The organism is Pantoea sp. S62 (assembly GCF_016658625.1).
In the GTDB taxonomy this organism is placed as follows: domain Bacteria; phylum Pseudomonadota; class Gammaproteobacteria; order Enterobacterales; family Enterobacteriaceae; genus Pantoea; species Pantoea vagans.
Genome location: NZ_JACVVI010000023.1, coordinates 22472 through 35714, shown reverse-complemented (window position 1 = coordinate 35714; position 13243 = coordinate 22472). Strand labels below are relative to the sequence as shown.

The 13243-nt window shown below is 56.8% G+C and carries 11 protein-coding genes; 8 read left to right on the top strand and 3 right to left on the bottom strand.

Annotation, left to right across the window (positions count from 1 at the left end; translation table 11 throughout):
* Positions 1-65 precede the first annotated feature (65 nt).
* On the top strand, positions 66-1322 hold the full coding sequence (locus IBT54_RS22890) for a mechanosensitive ion channel family protein (protein WP_013357736.1): 1257 nt from the start codon (positions 66-68) through the stop codon (positions 1320-1322).
* 48 nt (positions 1323-1370) lie between these two features.
* Here the strand turns inward: IBT54_RS22890 and IBT54_RS22885 are convergent, their stop codons facing one another.
* Positions 1371-1667, bottom strand: a complete 297-nt coding sequence (locus IBT54_RS22885; protein WP_033733000.1) for a hypothetical protein — start codon at positions 1665-1667, stop codon at positions 1371-1373.
* Between the two features lie 427 nt (positions 1668-2094).
* Between IBT54_RS22885 and treZ the strand changes: the two genes are divergently transcribed.
* The 4 genes from treZ to IBT54_RS22865 all read left to right on the top strand — a co-directional run bounded on the left by treZ (position 2095) and on the right by IBT54_RS22865 (position 9430).
* Positions 2095-3879 (top strand): malto-oligosyltrehalose trehalohydrolase, encoded by a 1785-nt coding sequence (gene treZ, locus IBT54_RS22880; protein ID WP_201253145.1) that lies wholly within the window; start codon positions 2095-2097, stop codon positions 3877-3879.
* Positions 3876-6404, top strand: coding sequence for a malto-oligosyltrehalose synthase (gene treY / locus IBT54_RS22875; RefSeq protein ID WP_201253144.1), 2529 nt, complete (start codon positions 3876-3878; stop codon positions 6402-6404). The genes treZ and treY overlap by 4 nt, the downstream gene beginning before the upstream one ends.
* 59 nt (positions 6405-6463) lie before the next feature.
* A complete protein-coding gene (gene glgX / locus IBT54_RS22870) occupies positions 6464-8539 on the top strand; it encodes a glycogen debranching protein GlgX (RefSeq protein WP_033782962.1) in 2076 nt (691 codons plus the stop codon).
* Positions 8540-8665: 126 nt separating this feature from the next.
* A complete protein-coding gene (locus IBT54_RS22865; RefSeq protein WP_013357731.1) occupies positions 8666-9430 on the top strand; it encodes an SDR family NAD(P)-dependent oxidoreductase in 765 nt (254 codons plus the stop codon).
* Positions 9431-9529: 99 nt separating this feature from the next.
* On the opposite strand, the gene IBT54_RS22860 is transcribed toward IBT54_RS22865, so the two are convergent.
* Positions 9530-9805 (bottom strand): hypothetical protein, encoded by a 276-nt coding sequence (locus IBT54_RS22860; RefSeq protein WP_033732518.1) that lies wholly within the window; start codon positions 9803-9805, stop codon positions 9530-9532.
* Between the two features lie 544 nt (positions 9806-10349).
* Between IBT54_RS22860 and IBT54_RS22855 the strand changes: the two genes are divergently transcribed.
* Positions 10350-10889, top strand: a complete 540-nt coding sequence (locus IBT54_RS22855) for a TetR/AcrR family transcriptional regulator (RefSeq protein WP_201253143.1) — start codon at positions 10350-10352, stop codon at positions 10887-10889.
* Positions 10886-12034, top strand: coding sequence for an MFS transporter (locus tag IBT54_RS22850; protein ID WP_201253142.1), 1149 nt, complete (start codon positions 10886-10888; stop codon positions 12032-12034). Before IBT54_RS22855 ends, IBT54_RS22850 begins: the two co-directional genes overlap by 4 nt.
* A 148-nt stretch (positions 12035-12182) precedes the next feature.
* Here the strand turns inward: IBT54_RS22850 and IBT54_RS22845 are convergent, their stop codons facing one another.
* On the bottom strand, positions 12183-12416 hold the full coding sequence (locus IBT54_RS22845; RefSeq protein ID WP_041456831.1) for a hypothetical protein: 234 nt from the start codon (positions 12414-12416) through the stop codon (positions 12183-12185).
* A 286-nt stretch (positions 12417-12702) separates the two neighbouring features.
* Here IBT54_RS22845 and IBT54_RS22840 point away from each other — a divergent pair, with 286 nt between their 5' ends.
* Positions 12703-13224, top strand: a complete 522-nt coding sequence (locus IBT54_RS22840) for a GNAT family N-acetyltransferase (protein ID WP_201253157.1) — start codon at positions 12703-12705, stop codon at positions 13222-13224.
* The last annotated feature ends 19 nt before the right edge of the window (positions 13225-13243 follow it).

Here is a 13243-nt window from a genome sequence, read left to right as displayed (position 1 = left end):
GCGCTTAACAAGCGACCCCGTGCTGTGGTTGAATTCGCCCCTTACATTTTTAGCACGTGGTTAACATGCATTACATTCAGAGTCTGATGAGTTTTATTGAGGGGAACCGGGTGCTGTCGATCGGCTTCAGCCTGCTGCTGCTGATTATGGCCGGGATGGTCACTCACCTGATCTGCAAATTTTTCATCGTCAAAGTGATCAGGAAGGTCTTTTTCAGCAGTCATAAAAAAGACGTTCCGCTGGATAAAGATGTCCGCCTCTCTCAGAAGCTGTCAAATTTTGTGCCGGTGATTGTGGTCTACAATTTCCTGCAGTTTATGCCGGGCCTGCCTGAAAATCTGAAAGTGGCGATTCAGACCATCTGCGGCATCCTGTTTTTTGTCTATCTGTCGATCTTCTTCAACGAAGTGCTGGAGATTGTTAACAACTCCTACTCGCGCAAATCCAAGCGCAAGAATCACTCGATCAAGGGCTATATCCAGATTGGTAAGATCCTGGTGCATATTATCGCCGCGATCATGATTCTGGCGATTATGTCCAACAAGTCGCCCGCGATTATTATCTCCTCGCTGGGTGCGGTGGCCGCGGTACTGATGCTGATCTTCCAGCATACGCTGCTGTCGCTGGTGGCGAATATTCAGCTCTCCTCCAACGATGTGCTGCAACTGGGCGACTGGATTGAGATGCCGGACAGAAACATCAGCGGCGAGGTGATCGATATTGCGCTGCATACCATCACCATCCGCAACTGGGATAACACCATTTCGCGCATCCCGACCAAGAACTTCCTGACCGAAACCTACACCAACTGGCAGGCGATGTTCTCCTCAGGCGCGCGCCGCATCATGCGCAGCTTTTATCTTGATCAGAAGTCGATCACCTTTGTGAATCAGGAGATGCTGCAGGCGATGAGCCAGATCCGCCTCGCGGGCGAAACGATCACTGAGCTGCTGGATGGACGGGATATCAATGCTGTCGGCGACCGCTGGTTTATGGAGAACGGCATCACCAATCTGATGGTGTTCCGTAAATTCCTGAGTGCCTGGCTGGCCCAGCGCGATGACATTATGAAAGAGATGTATATCGTGGTGCGGCCGCTGAAGCCGTCGCCGGATGGGCTGCCGGTGGAGATCTACTGCTTCACCTCATCCATTTTCTGGGCCGATTATGAGAATACCCAGGCGGCGATTTTTGAGTATATCTATGCCATGTCCCGGTTCTTTGAACTGCAGATTTATCAGCATCCGGCCGGGTCTGATTTCGCCCGTCTGGCGCAGCCGCGTCCCGTCAGCGGGGATGCAGAGCCAAACGGCATGCCGTAACCCGTGACCTGCTGTGGCGGTCCCGCACCGCCACGGTAGCTCAGGTCATTAACTCTTACTCAGCGCATAGTTCAGCACTTTGTCATTCTTCATCTGCACGGTCAGCGTCTGCCCTTCGGTGGTATTCAGGGTGCGCGCCTCACTGTAGGTCCACTTCAGCAACCGCTGACCGTCCGGGTAAGGCGTCTCACTGTCAGGCTGACCAAACAGCGCAATCAGCTGGGCTTTGGTCGTCTGACCGGCATGAATGTGCTGCAGATTACGGTTGTCCAGTCGGTGTCCGACCCGGTTAGAACAGGCGGAAATCAACAGCAGCAGTGTGACTAACAGAACGCGTTTCCTCACGTAATATCCTTTTGAAATGTTCAGCGCCGCAGATCCTCCAGCGTGACCTGCGCGATCGCGCTTAAGCTTATAGCGAATCCGCGCCATCCGGCAGGGTTTTCTGGGCCTGCCCCCCATGATTCTCCCCAGCCAGAGGCCGATTCAGAACAATTAACGCAAATTAATGCGCCTGAACCGCCTGCCGCCCTGCGACTGCAACATCTTAGTCTATGATTACTCTCTGTATGCCGCGTGGAAGCGGTCTCACTTTTCCCTTCCCGCCGCATCACGCTGAATACCAGTCCAGCTTCCTGGCTGAAGAGGCGCGCCAGCCCACCTGGCATCCGGGTCTCACTGATAGCTTTACGATTTTTGACGCTTACGTCATCGACATCCTATTCGCGCGGTGGTCACCATCGCGTATTTCCAGGCTAAATGAGGCAACTGAATGGAATCCAAATCTTTTTCTAAAAGTTGGGGCGCTGAACGGGTTGCCAGTGACGAGGTGCGTTTCCGCCTCTGGGCAACCGGTCAGCAACGCGTGACGCTGCGTCTCGCCGGTAAAGACATTGAGATGACACCGCAGGCGGACGGCTGGTTTGAAACCCAGGTCGCCGGTGTGGCGGCGAATGCCGAATATGATTTTGTGCTGGCGGATGGCACGGCCGTGCCCGATCCCGCTGCCCGTGCCCAGAAAGCGGAGGTCAATGGGCCCTCCCTGGTGATCGATCCTGACGCGTATCGGTGGCAGAACACAGGCTGGAAGGGTCGTCCGTGGACGGAGTCAGTGGTCTATGAACTGCACATCGGCACCTTTACCCAGGAAGGCACCTTCCGGGCAGCAATAGAAAAGCTGCCGATGCTGGCCGAAACCGGCATCACCATGATTGAAGTGCTGCCGGTGTCGCAGTTTGGCGGCAATCGTGGCTGGGGCTACGATGGCGTGCTGCTCTATGCACCGCATGCGGCTTACGGTTCGCCGGATGATTTTAAAGCCTTTATCGATGCGGCGCACGGTCTCGGCCTGTCGGTGGTGCTGGATATCGTGCTGAACCACTTCGGCCCGAAGGGCAACTATCTGCCGCTGCTCGCGCCGGACTTCTTCCATAAAGAGCGCCAGACGCCGTGGGGCGCCGGTATCGCCTATGACGTTGATGCGGTGCGCCGCTATATCGTGGAAGCACCGCTCTACTGGCTGCAGGAGTTTAATCTGGATGGCCTGCGCTTTGATGCCATCGATCAGATTGACGATCCCAGCGAAAAGCATGTGCTGGTTGAGATTGCCGAGCGCATCCGCGCCACCATTACCGATCGCCCCATTCACCTCACTACCGAAGATTGCCGAAACGTCACCTTCCTGCATCCGCGAGACGAGAACGGAGATGCTCCGCTGTTTACCGGCGAATGGAACGATGACTTTCATAACGCCGTACATGTGCTGGCAACCGGTGAAACCCACGCCTACTACCAGGACTTCGCTGACCAGCCGGCGCAGCGGGTAGCGCGGGCGCTGGCAGAAGGCTTTGTCTATCAGGGCGAAGTCTCAGCACAGTCGGGCGAGGCACGCGGTGTGAAGAGCAGCAGCCAGCCGCCAGTCGCCTTTGTCGACTTCATCCAGAACCATGACCAGACGGGCAACCGCGCGCAGGGCGAAAGGCTGGTCTCGCTGGCAGGTGCAGAGCGGACACAGGTGCTGCTGGCCATGCTGCTGGTCTCGCCACACATTCCGCTGCTGTTTATGGGCGAAGAGTATGGCGAAACCCGACCATTCCTGTTCTTCACCGATTTCCACGGCGATCTGGCTAAAGCGGTGCGTGAAGGTCGCGCCCGGGAGTTTGAAGGCCATGCCGGTCACGGCGAAACGGTGCCGGATCCTAACGATGTCACCACCTTTGAACAGTCGAAACTCGACTGGCAGCGCACAGAAACGCCGGAAGGTCAGCAGTGGCTGGCGCTGACGCGTCATCTGCTGGCGCTGCGTCAGGAACATATCGTGCCGCTGCTGCAGACCGCCGGCGGTGATGCCGGTCAGGTGGTGAAAACCGCAGACGATTTCCTGGCGGTGCGCTGGGACTTCCCGCAGGGCACGCTGTCACTGGCGCTGAACGTCGGCGACAGCACGCAGCCGATTCCCGATTTGCCGGGTGAAACGCTGTTTGCCTGGCCGCAGACCGCAACCGAACTGATTCCCAACGCTATCGTGGTGCGTCTGGCTAAGAGAGAAGCAGAATGACTATTCCAACCGCAACGTACCGCATCCAGTTCCGCAACGGCATGACCTTTGACCGCGCGGCGGCGCTGGTGCCCTACCTGAAACAGCTGGGCATCAGCCATCTTTACGCCTCGCCGATCTTCAGCGCCACCGCTGAATCAACCCACGGCTATGACGTGACCGACGTTAACCAGATTGAGCCGTCGATTGGTGGCCGGGAAGGTTTTGACCGCATGGTGGCCGCGCTGAAAGCGGCCGGGCTGGAGCTGATCCTCGACATCGTGCCGAATCATATGGCCGCCTCGCTGGAGAACCCCTGGTGGCGCGACGTCATTGAACATGGCGAACAGAGTCGCTATGCCACTTATTTCGATATCGACTGGTCTCGCCGCCTGACGCTGCCGTTCCTCGGTGACACCTTTGAGGCGGTGCTGGAAAACGGTGATATCAGCGTGCAGCGCGATCCGCAGACCGGCAAACCGGCGCTGGCCTACTTCGACAATTTCTATCCGCTGAAACCTGAGACCTGGCAGGATCGCGAAGAGTCGGTGCTCGCCCTGCGCGATGCCGCAGAGATCGCCGAGCTGCACGACCAGCAGCCGTGGCGACTGATGTCCTGGCGCGACGCGCCCAACGACCTCTCCTACCGCCGCTTCTTTGAAGTGACCGGTCTGGTGGGCGTGCGCGTGGAAGACAAAGCCGTCTTTGATGCCGCGCATCAGCTGATCCTCGAACTGGTTCACAGCGGCGCGGTGCAGGGATTGCGCGTCGACCACGTGGATGGCCTGGCCGATCCGCGCGGCTATCTGGAGCAGTTACGCCAGGCGGCCGGTCCCGACTGCTATCTCACCGTGGAGAAGATCCTCGGCGACAATGAACAGCTGCCTGATGAGTGGCCGGTTTCCGGCACCACCGGCTATGAGTTTATGGCCGCGCTCGCCAATCTGCTGGTTGACAGCGATCGCCTGAGCGGACTGCGTAAAGCCTATCAGGCGGTGATTGGCAAAACCGTCGACATGAAAGCGGAGCTGCGTGCCGCTAAGCTGCTGATGGCGAACCGCAATTTTGCCGGTGAATTTAACCGTTTACTGCAGCTGGCACTGAAGATTGCTGACGCCGACGGCGCGACTCAGCCGGAAGCGGAACTGAAAAATGCGCTGCGTGAGCTGCTGGTGGCCTTCCCGGTTTACCGCACCTACGGAACGCCGCAGGGCCTGACATCCGCCGACACGGCGCTGCTGCAACAGGTCGTCAGTGAAGTTAAAACGAGCGATCATGCGCCCGACACCCAGGCGCTGGATTTCCTGGCCCGCATTCTGCGTGCAGAGATTGCCGACTCCGCCCGCGACGATGCCACGCAGTTCCGCACCCGCTTCCAGCAGCTGACCGGTCCGCTGATGGCGAAATCGGTCGAGGACACCCTCTTCTTCCGCCAGCACATGGCGCTGGCGCTGAATGAAGTCGGCGCTGAACCGCTGGCACGCCACTTCTCACTGGATCAGTTCCATGCAGAGATGCAGGCGCGGCGCGAACATCAGCCCGATGCACTGTCGGGCACCTCAACGCACGACACTAAGCGCGGCGAAGATGCCCGTGCGCGGCTCTATACCCTGACCGAAGCGCCACAACGCTGGGCGGAGTGCGTCAGCCGCTGGCGGGAGATGAACAAGGATCACGTCGTACGCCTGAAAGATGGCCCGGCACCGGAACCGGCCGTGGAGTGGATGCTGTATGAAGCGCTGGCCGGCGTCTGGCCGACCACCCTGCAGCCACAGGATGCGGAAGGTCTGGCGGCGCTGGAAGCCCGCTTTGTGGTCTATGTTGAGAAAGCGATGCGTGAAGCCAAACTGCGCACCGACTGGGCCGACAATAACGATGACTATGAAGAGGCGGTGCTGAGCTATGCCCGTCATCTGCTTGCGCCTGGCAACAGCGCCTTCCTCAATGATTTCTGCCAGTCACTGCAGCCCTTTATGCGCGCCGGCCTGGTCAACAGCCTGACCCAGACCGTGGTGAAGCTTACCGCACCAGGCGTACCCGACATTTATCAGGGCAGCGAGGCGCTGGACTTCAGCCTGGTCGATCCCGATAACCGCCGCGAACCCGATTTTGATGCGCTGGCGGCGATGCTTAACGCGCCGCAGCAGGACGGCAGTGAGGCGCACTGGCTGCGCGGTCAGGTCAATCAACAGGCGATTGTGAAGCTGTTAACGCTGCGTCAGCAGCAGCCAGAGCTGTTCCGCCACGGTGATTATGTGGCGCTGTCGACAGAGGGTGAGCATCAGGACAAGGTGCTCGCCTTTGCCCGCACTCGCGAGGATCAGGCGGTCATCGTGATTGTCTCACGGCGGGTCTTTAACTCACTGCCGGAGAATCTCGATCAGCCGCCCGAGGCGCGCTGGGCTGATACCCATATCGCCCTGCCCGCCGCCCTCGGCCAGCGCCGCTATCAGGATGTGCTGAGCGGTAAAACCTTTGATGCAGGCGACAAGCTGCCGCTGACAGAACTGGCATCGCAGTGGTGCGCCATGCTGGTGGCACAGTGAGTGTCGGGAAGAATTTAGTTTATTACGCGTCAATCTGTTCACTGAATAACGAGGCATAAATGTCAAACAGTCAGCGTTTTGAAATTACGGCGGGTTACAGCCATTTGCTGGGGGCCAATTTTGATGGCCAGGGCGTGAACTTTGCCCTGTTCAGCGCCCACGCCGAGCGGGTTGAACTCTGTCTGTACGATCCCAGCGGTAAAACGGAAATTGCCCGGCTGGAGCTGCCGGAATATACCCACGAAGTGTGGCACGGCTATATTCCGGGCCTGAAGCCCGGCGCGCTCTATGGTTACCGCGTCTATGGCCCTTATGACCCGGAAAATGGTCATCGCTTTAACCCGAACAAGTTGCTGCTCGACCCGTACGCCCGTGAACTGGCGGGCGACATCGCGTGGAACGAGGCGCACTTCGCGTACGATCTCTACCATGACGATAAAGATCTGACGTTCGACACTCGTGACAGCGCCCCGTTTACGCCTAAGTGCCGGGTGATCGACCCGAATGAATTCGACTGGCAGGATAAAAACCGCCCGAATGTGCCGTGGCCTAAAACCGTCATTTATGAAACCCACGTGAAAGGCTTTACGCAGCTCAACACCGCACTGCCGCCGGAACTGCGCGGCACCTTTGATGGTATGGGTCACAAAGCAACCGTCGACTATATCAAAAGCCTGGGCATTACCTCCGTCGAGCTGCTGCCGGTGCACTGGTTCCCGGACGATCAGCATCTGCTGGATAAGGGACTGAAAAACTTCTGGGGCTACAACACGCTGGGCTTCTTTGCGCCCGCGACCCGCTACTTCGGGCCACGCGGCATTCAGGGCTTCCGTGACATGGTGCGCGCCTTCCACGACGCCGGTATTGAGGTCATCCTCGACGTGGTCTACAACCACACCGCCGAGGGTAATGAGCTGGGTCCGACGCTGTCGTTTAAAGGCATCGATAACTTCTCCTATTACCGTACGATGCCCGACCAGCATCGTTACTACATCAACGATACCGGCACCGGCAACACCGTGAATACTTCGCATCCGCGCGTGCTGCAGATGGTGCTCGATTCGCTGCGCTACTGGTCTGAGTCGATGCATATCGACGGTTTCCGTTTCGATCTCGGCACGATTCTGGGCCGCGAACCGGATGGTTTCGACCCGCGCGGCGGCTTCTTCGATGCCGTGATGCAGGACCCGATCCTGTCGCAGAAAAAGCTGATTGGTGAACCCTGGGATATCGGTCCGGGTGGCTATCAGGTGGGTAGCTTCCCGCCAGGCTGGGCAGAATGGAACGATCAGTACCGTGACACAGTGCGTGACTACTGGAAAGGCAACAACGTCTCCACCGACTTCGCCGCCCGCCTGCTGGGCTCCGGCGATCTCTACGACCAGCACGGTCGTCGTCCGTGGGCCAGCGTCAACTTCATCACTGCCCACGATGGCTTCACGCTCAACGATCTGGTGTCGTACAACGACAAACATAACGATGAGAATGGCGAAGACAACAACGACGGTCACAACGACAACCGCTCCTATAACTACGGCGTTGAAGGCCCGACCGATGACGAAGGCATTAACGCGGTGCGCGAGCGACAGAAACGCAACTTCCTCGCCACGCTGATCTTCTCTCACGGCACGCCAATGCTGCTGGCAGGTGACGAGTTTGGCCGCAGCCAGATGGGCAACAACAACGGCTACTGCCAGGACAGCGAAATCTCCTGGGTACACTGGGATAACCTGCCAGAGTCCGCGGAGGCGCTGCGCGAGTTCACCCGTCAGATCCTGACATTGCGTGCTCAGCAGCCGTTGCTGCGTCGTGAAAACTGGCGCGACGGCATGGATATCAAATGGTTTAACGCCGGTGGCGGCTTCCAGCAGAGTGAGCAGTGGGATGAAGGCTCAACGCTGGGCGTCTATATCGGCCGGCCGGATCTGCAGACCGAGGAAGGCATCTGGCATGACGTGCTGATGCTGCTTAACCCGTTCGAAGGCAATGTGCCGTTCCGCATTCCGCAGTTTGGCGAAGGTGGCTGGGTGCTGGAGCTGACCACCAGCGATGTGGCGAAGCGGGGTCTGGTAATCACCAAAGAAAAAGATTTCGAGCTGGAAGGACGCAGCTTCGCTCTGTTCAGACGTCCCTAGTCACTGAACAGGTTAACAATCAGGCAACAGGCGTAGCGCATTTCGCGCTGCGCTTGTTTTTTTGCAAATCGCTGCCAGGCTTAACCGGTTGTTAACAGTAAGAATTGATGCTGATAAGGAGGCATAATGTCCAGATTTACACAGAAGGTTGTGGTTGTGACAGGTGCCGGATCCGGCATTGGCGAAGCCAGCGCAAAGCGCTTTGCTGAAGAAGGGGCATCCGTGGTGCTGGTAGGACGCACCCGACAGAAACTGGAAGAGACGCTGGCTGAAATGACGGCGGGTGATCATCTGGTGGCGGCCTGCGACGTCTCAGAAGCCGGACAGGTTAAACAGCTGTCAGAAACGGTGCTAAAGAAGTATGGCCGTGTAGATGTGCTGGTAAATAATGCGGGCGTTATCGTGCAGGGCCGCATCCATGAAGTCGACCTCGACGCATGGAAAACCCTGATGAAAACTGACCTTGATGGCGTTTTCCACGGTGTTCACTACTTCATGCCAGCGCTGCTGAAGAGCAAAGGTAACGTCGTCAACATTTCCTCCGTTTCCGGCTTAGGCGGTGACTGGGGTATGAGCATCTATAACGCCGCTAAAGGGGCAATTACTAACTTCACCCGTGCGCTGGCGATGGATTACGGTGCGGATGGCGTGCGGGTCAATGCCATCTGCCCCGGCTTCACCTTTACCGATCTGACCGAAGATGCGAAAAAGGATCAGGAACTGCTGGAGCGTTTTTACGATCGCATTCCGCTGCGTCGTGCCGGTGAAGCGGATGATATCGCTCGTGCAATTCTCTTTATTGCCAGCGATGAAGCCAGTTATATTACCGGCGTCAATCTGCCGGTTGATGGCGGGCTTACCGCCTCAAATGGCCAGCCTAAACAGGCATAAGTATCAGGGCAGCGTATTACGCTGCCTTTTTTATTCTGAACGCCCCGCCCTGTAAATTCCCTTTATTCTCTTTTACTGCTGCCATTTAATTTCAGTGAATTAATGCTTTGGCGTATGGCGGGTTGGCGTTGCCGCGCGCGCTGGTTTAATTGCCGTGCTGGTCGTGGTCGGGCAAATAAAGGTGCTCAGGCAGGCATTACACAATATGGCATTAGCGTGATGGACTTTCGCCACCGCCAGCGCCTGCTGTCGGGTATAAAGCGAACCAATAAAAACGCGTTTATCGTTCTTTGACAGATTAACGCAACCTTCTTTGTGTAAAATCCATCCACCCATGGGACGCGGGCACAGATAATAATAGCTGGCTTTGAGCATGGTAGTCATCCTGATAGTTGCTGTATGTGTCGTAAAAAAACGAACCAAAATTCGTAAGAGGTTTTATTTGTAATCTGAAGCTTTATTAAACTAACTGAGAATTATCCCTAAAACCACTTTATTGCGTAACGCAAACCGACTTTGAGAATATGCCCTTTTCGGTCTCTATTATCGCTTCAGTCATTCAGCGCGCTTAACGTTCCCGTCCCGCTTTGCAGCCCCGCTTTCATTTAAGGTACTAATGCATCAATAAAAAACTGAAATTCAGATTAATCGTTACAAAACAGAAGGTTGATTAGACTGTCGCTGTAAACGGCCAGATAGGTTACGGCAGTTATGATTAGAGCCGCAACAAACGACATTAGCCGCCGCAGGGGTACTTATGAGTATTGATAAACTGAGGCTGAAAAAGCGTGACCGCGGCAGAGCGTCTCTCTTTTAGCGAAGCGCTGGGCCATGCAGAGTCGGGGGTTTATCAATAACGGCGGGCGTAATTAACGGCGAGTGGCTTGAAAAAGTAAAACGATCGGTTTACTTTTAAAGAATGAAAAAGAGAGATGATATCCTTCAGGCCGCCGAGCGGCTCTTCTATACCCACGGCTTCCACGCCACCAGTACCGACCAACTCTGTCGCGAAGCGGGCGTTTCGACACGCACGCTTTATCATCATTTCGCCTCGCGTGAAGCACTTACCGCCGCGGTGCTTGACGCCCGCGAGCAGCGCTTCATGGCGGCGCTCCTGCCAGCGCAACAGCCTGAGGCAATCGCCCATCTGTTTATGGTGCTGGGTGAGTGGACGACGTTAAATGGCGCGCGTGGTTGCTTCTTTCTGAAAGCCTGGGGGGAATATGCCGAGCGGGATAGCGGGCTGGCATCTCAGGCACTGGCCTTTCGCGCCACGATGCGCGCTTACATTACGCAATGCGTGACGCATCTGGGCGGCGAAGTTAATCAGCAGCTGAGTGATGCCATCTGGATACTCTTTGAGGGAGCGATTACCACCGCGCTGATTACCGGTCCTGCCGCTGTACGACAGGCGGCACAGGTCGCCAGCCAGTTATTGCAGCGTGGTGAGGTCAGATGAGGTCACCCGCCGCGCTGGCGCTGACCGGCTTTAGCCTGATTGCTGTGACTTACGGCATGGCGCGCTTCTCGTGGGGATTGATGCTGCCTTCGATCTCAGCCGATATCCCGTTCAGCCCGCAGCAGGCAGGCTTGCTGTCAGCCTGCAGCTTTGTGGCCTACTGCCTCACTATTCTCACCGCAGCCGCACTGGCAGACCGCTATGGTGCCCGACTGACCGCGCTGCTGGCGGCCCTGAGTGCCGCATCGGGGTTGCTGCTGCTTGCCTGCGCCTCCTCACCGCTACTGCTGGCGACAGGACTGTTTGTTGCCGGATTGAGTTCAGGGCTGGCCTCGCCTGCACTGGCCGCGGCTGTCAGTAACAGGATTGCGGCTGTAGATCAGCCGCGCATCAATACCCTGATTAACGCCGGCACCAGCGCAGGTATCATTCTGACCGTGGTGATCCTGAGCGTGCTGCCAGGCGGATGGCGGGCAGCCTGCATGCTGTTCGCCCTGCTGTCACTGGCCTGTATGCTGCCGGTAATCCGCGTGCTGTCGGTTCATGCTGTCGGCAGCGCTACTAAAGCGCGACGCTGGCACCAGCGTCTGTACCGTCGCGCTATGCGCCGGCTGATGGGCATAGCGCTGGTTTCAGGTCTGATCAGTGCGGCCTGGTGGAGCTTTGGGTCGGCGCTGCTGCGCCAGCATGTCGGCGTTGATGCAGAGACCGCCCGTTTACTCTGGCTGGTTGCCGGAGGTGCAGGCATTGTGGGTGCAGCAACCGGCCCGGTCGCTGCCCGTATCGGGCTGAACGCGGTTTACCGGCTGTCACTCTGCGGAATGGCATTGCCACTGCTGGTTCTGGCCTTCAGTCACGGTGAATCTACCGGTTTACGGGTTGCGGTGGCCTGCTGCGGCGCAGGATACGTGACGTTGTCGGGCGTGTTGCTGGTATGGGGAGCACAGGCCACGGCTGAAGAGCCCGCGACAGGCGTCGGTATCCTGTTTTTTATGCTGGCAGTCGGTCAGGTTGCGGGATCGCTGCTGTTTGGTCAGCTTTACGCCGCGCTGGGTGCCGGTACGGCATTAACGCTGTTTGCGCTCAGCGCCCTGCTCCTGCTATTTATTACACCATCGCAGAATAGTGACGCATCAGATAAATAAGCCGTCAATTACAAACAGCGTCATAAATCGTGGCGGGAATTAACTGATAATGTTATTTACCAGACAGCGTAAAACAGAACTACCCGGCTCATCAGAAATAATAATGTCACTTTTATAATTAAACGGATAAAGGCAGCCCCGAAGTTTTTCAGATCGCGCGGATATTTTTAATCCGTGGATTCACCTTTTGCTGAAGTAAATCTTCAGCGGGACCCAGATAATAAGGCACCGCACACTGCTTACCATCTTTGGTAAAAATAATCTGGTTATCCTGCAGGAATAACGCCGTAAAATGGCCCAGCACGACCCCATTTAATTCGAAGCAGTGATTTCGTGCTGCACGCAGCCCCTGCTTACTATTCAGAAAATCAACAAATCGCATCACGCTGCGCCTCCCGTCAATTAACTCACTCAATCGGAACGGCACAGATAATAGCCTTAACCCCGTTGCGGATCATCCGGCTGACGCTGTTTTCAGAATAGGCTTAACCGCCATTCAGAAGCGGGGTTCACCGGCAGAGATGAGTATTCCCTTTTCGCCAGGCATAGTCCTGGGGGAAGCGCCCGTATTAAAATTGCTGACGCGCACGAGATTTATATTGCGCGCTCTGAGCGCCCGCTATACCGTTGTTTTTCAACAGGTGCAGACGATCAGGGCAAACCTCATGATGGAAATTTTTGATGCAGATGAACGCCACATCCCGGCGATTCAGCAGATTTACGCCTGGCATGTCCTTAACGGCACCGGCTCATTTGAGACCGTGCCCCCTGACGCTGCAGAGATGGGCGAGCGAATGCGTAAGATACACCAGGCGGAGCTGCCGTGGTTCATCGCTGTCAGCGACGGCGACGTACGTGGATTTTGCTATCTGGCACCTTACCGCCCGCGCCACGCCTACCGCCATACGCTGGAAGACTCGATTTATATCGACCCCGGCTTTCAGAAGCGCGGTGCCGGTTCACGTCTGCTGGAGCATACCATCCAGTGGGCGGAGCAGAAAGGCTACCGCCAGTTGATCGCCAACGTCGGCGACAGCGAGAACAGGGGATCGATTGCCGTGCACCAGGCAGCAGGATTTGAAATGACCGGCATTCTGCGCTCGGTGGGGTTTAAACAGGGCCGCTGGCTGGATACCGTTTTTATGCAACGTTCTCTGGGAACAGGCGATACCACGCCGCCAGTTGACTAAAATATTAGCGTCAGAACAA

What these genes read in the sequence shown, in the direction of transcription:
- IBT54_RS22890 (WP_013357736.1), top strand. Translation starts at nt 66, where the DNA reads ATGCATTACATTCAGAGTCTGATGAGTTTTATTGAGGGGAACCGGGTG.
- treZ (WP_201253145.1), top strand. Translation starts at nt 2,095, where the DNA reads ATGGAATCCAAATCTTTTTCTAAAAGTTGGGGCGCTGAACGGGTTGCC.
- treY (WP_201253144.1), top strand. Translation starts at nt 3,876, where the DNA reads ATGACTATTCCAACCGCAACGTACCGCATCCAGTTCCGCAACGGCATG.
- glgX (WP_033782962.1), top strand. Translation starts at nt 6,464, where the DNA reads ATGTCAAACAGTCAGCGTTTTGAAATTACGGCGGGTTACAGCCATTTG.
- IBT54_RS22865 (WP_013357731.1), top strand. Translation starts at nt 8,666, where the DNA reads ATGTCCAGATTTACACAGAAGGTTGTGGTTGTGACAGGTGCCGGATCC.
- IBT54_RS22860 (WP_033732518.1), bottom strand. Translation starts at nt 9,805, where the DNA reads ATGCTCAAAGCCAGCTATTATTATCTGTGCCCGCGTCCCATGGGTGGA.
- IBT54_RS22855 (WP_201253143.1), top strand. Translation starts at nt 10,350, where the DNA reads ATGAAAAAGAGAGATGATATCCTTCAGGCCGCCGAGCGGCTCTTCTAT.
- IBT54_RS22850 (WP_201253142.1), top strand. Translation starts at nt 10,886, where the DNA reads ATGAGGTCACCCGCCGCGCTGGCGCTGACCGGCTTTAGCCTGATTGCT.
- IBT54_RS22845 (WP_041456831.1), bottom strand. Translation starts at nt 12,416, where the DNA reads ATGCGATTTGTTGATTTTCTGAATAGTAAGCAGGGGCTGCGTGCAGCA.
- IBT54_RS22840 (WP_201253157.1), top strand. Translation starts at nt 12,703, where the DNA reads ATGGAAATTTTTGATGCAGATGAACGCCACATCCCGGCGATTCAGCAG.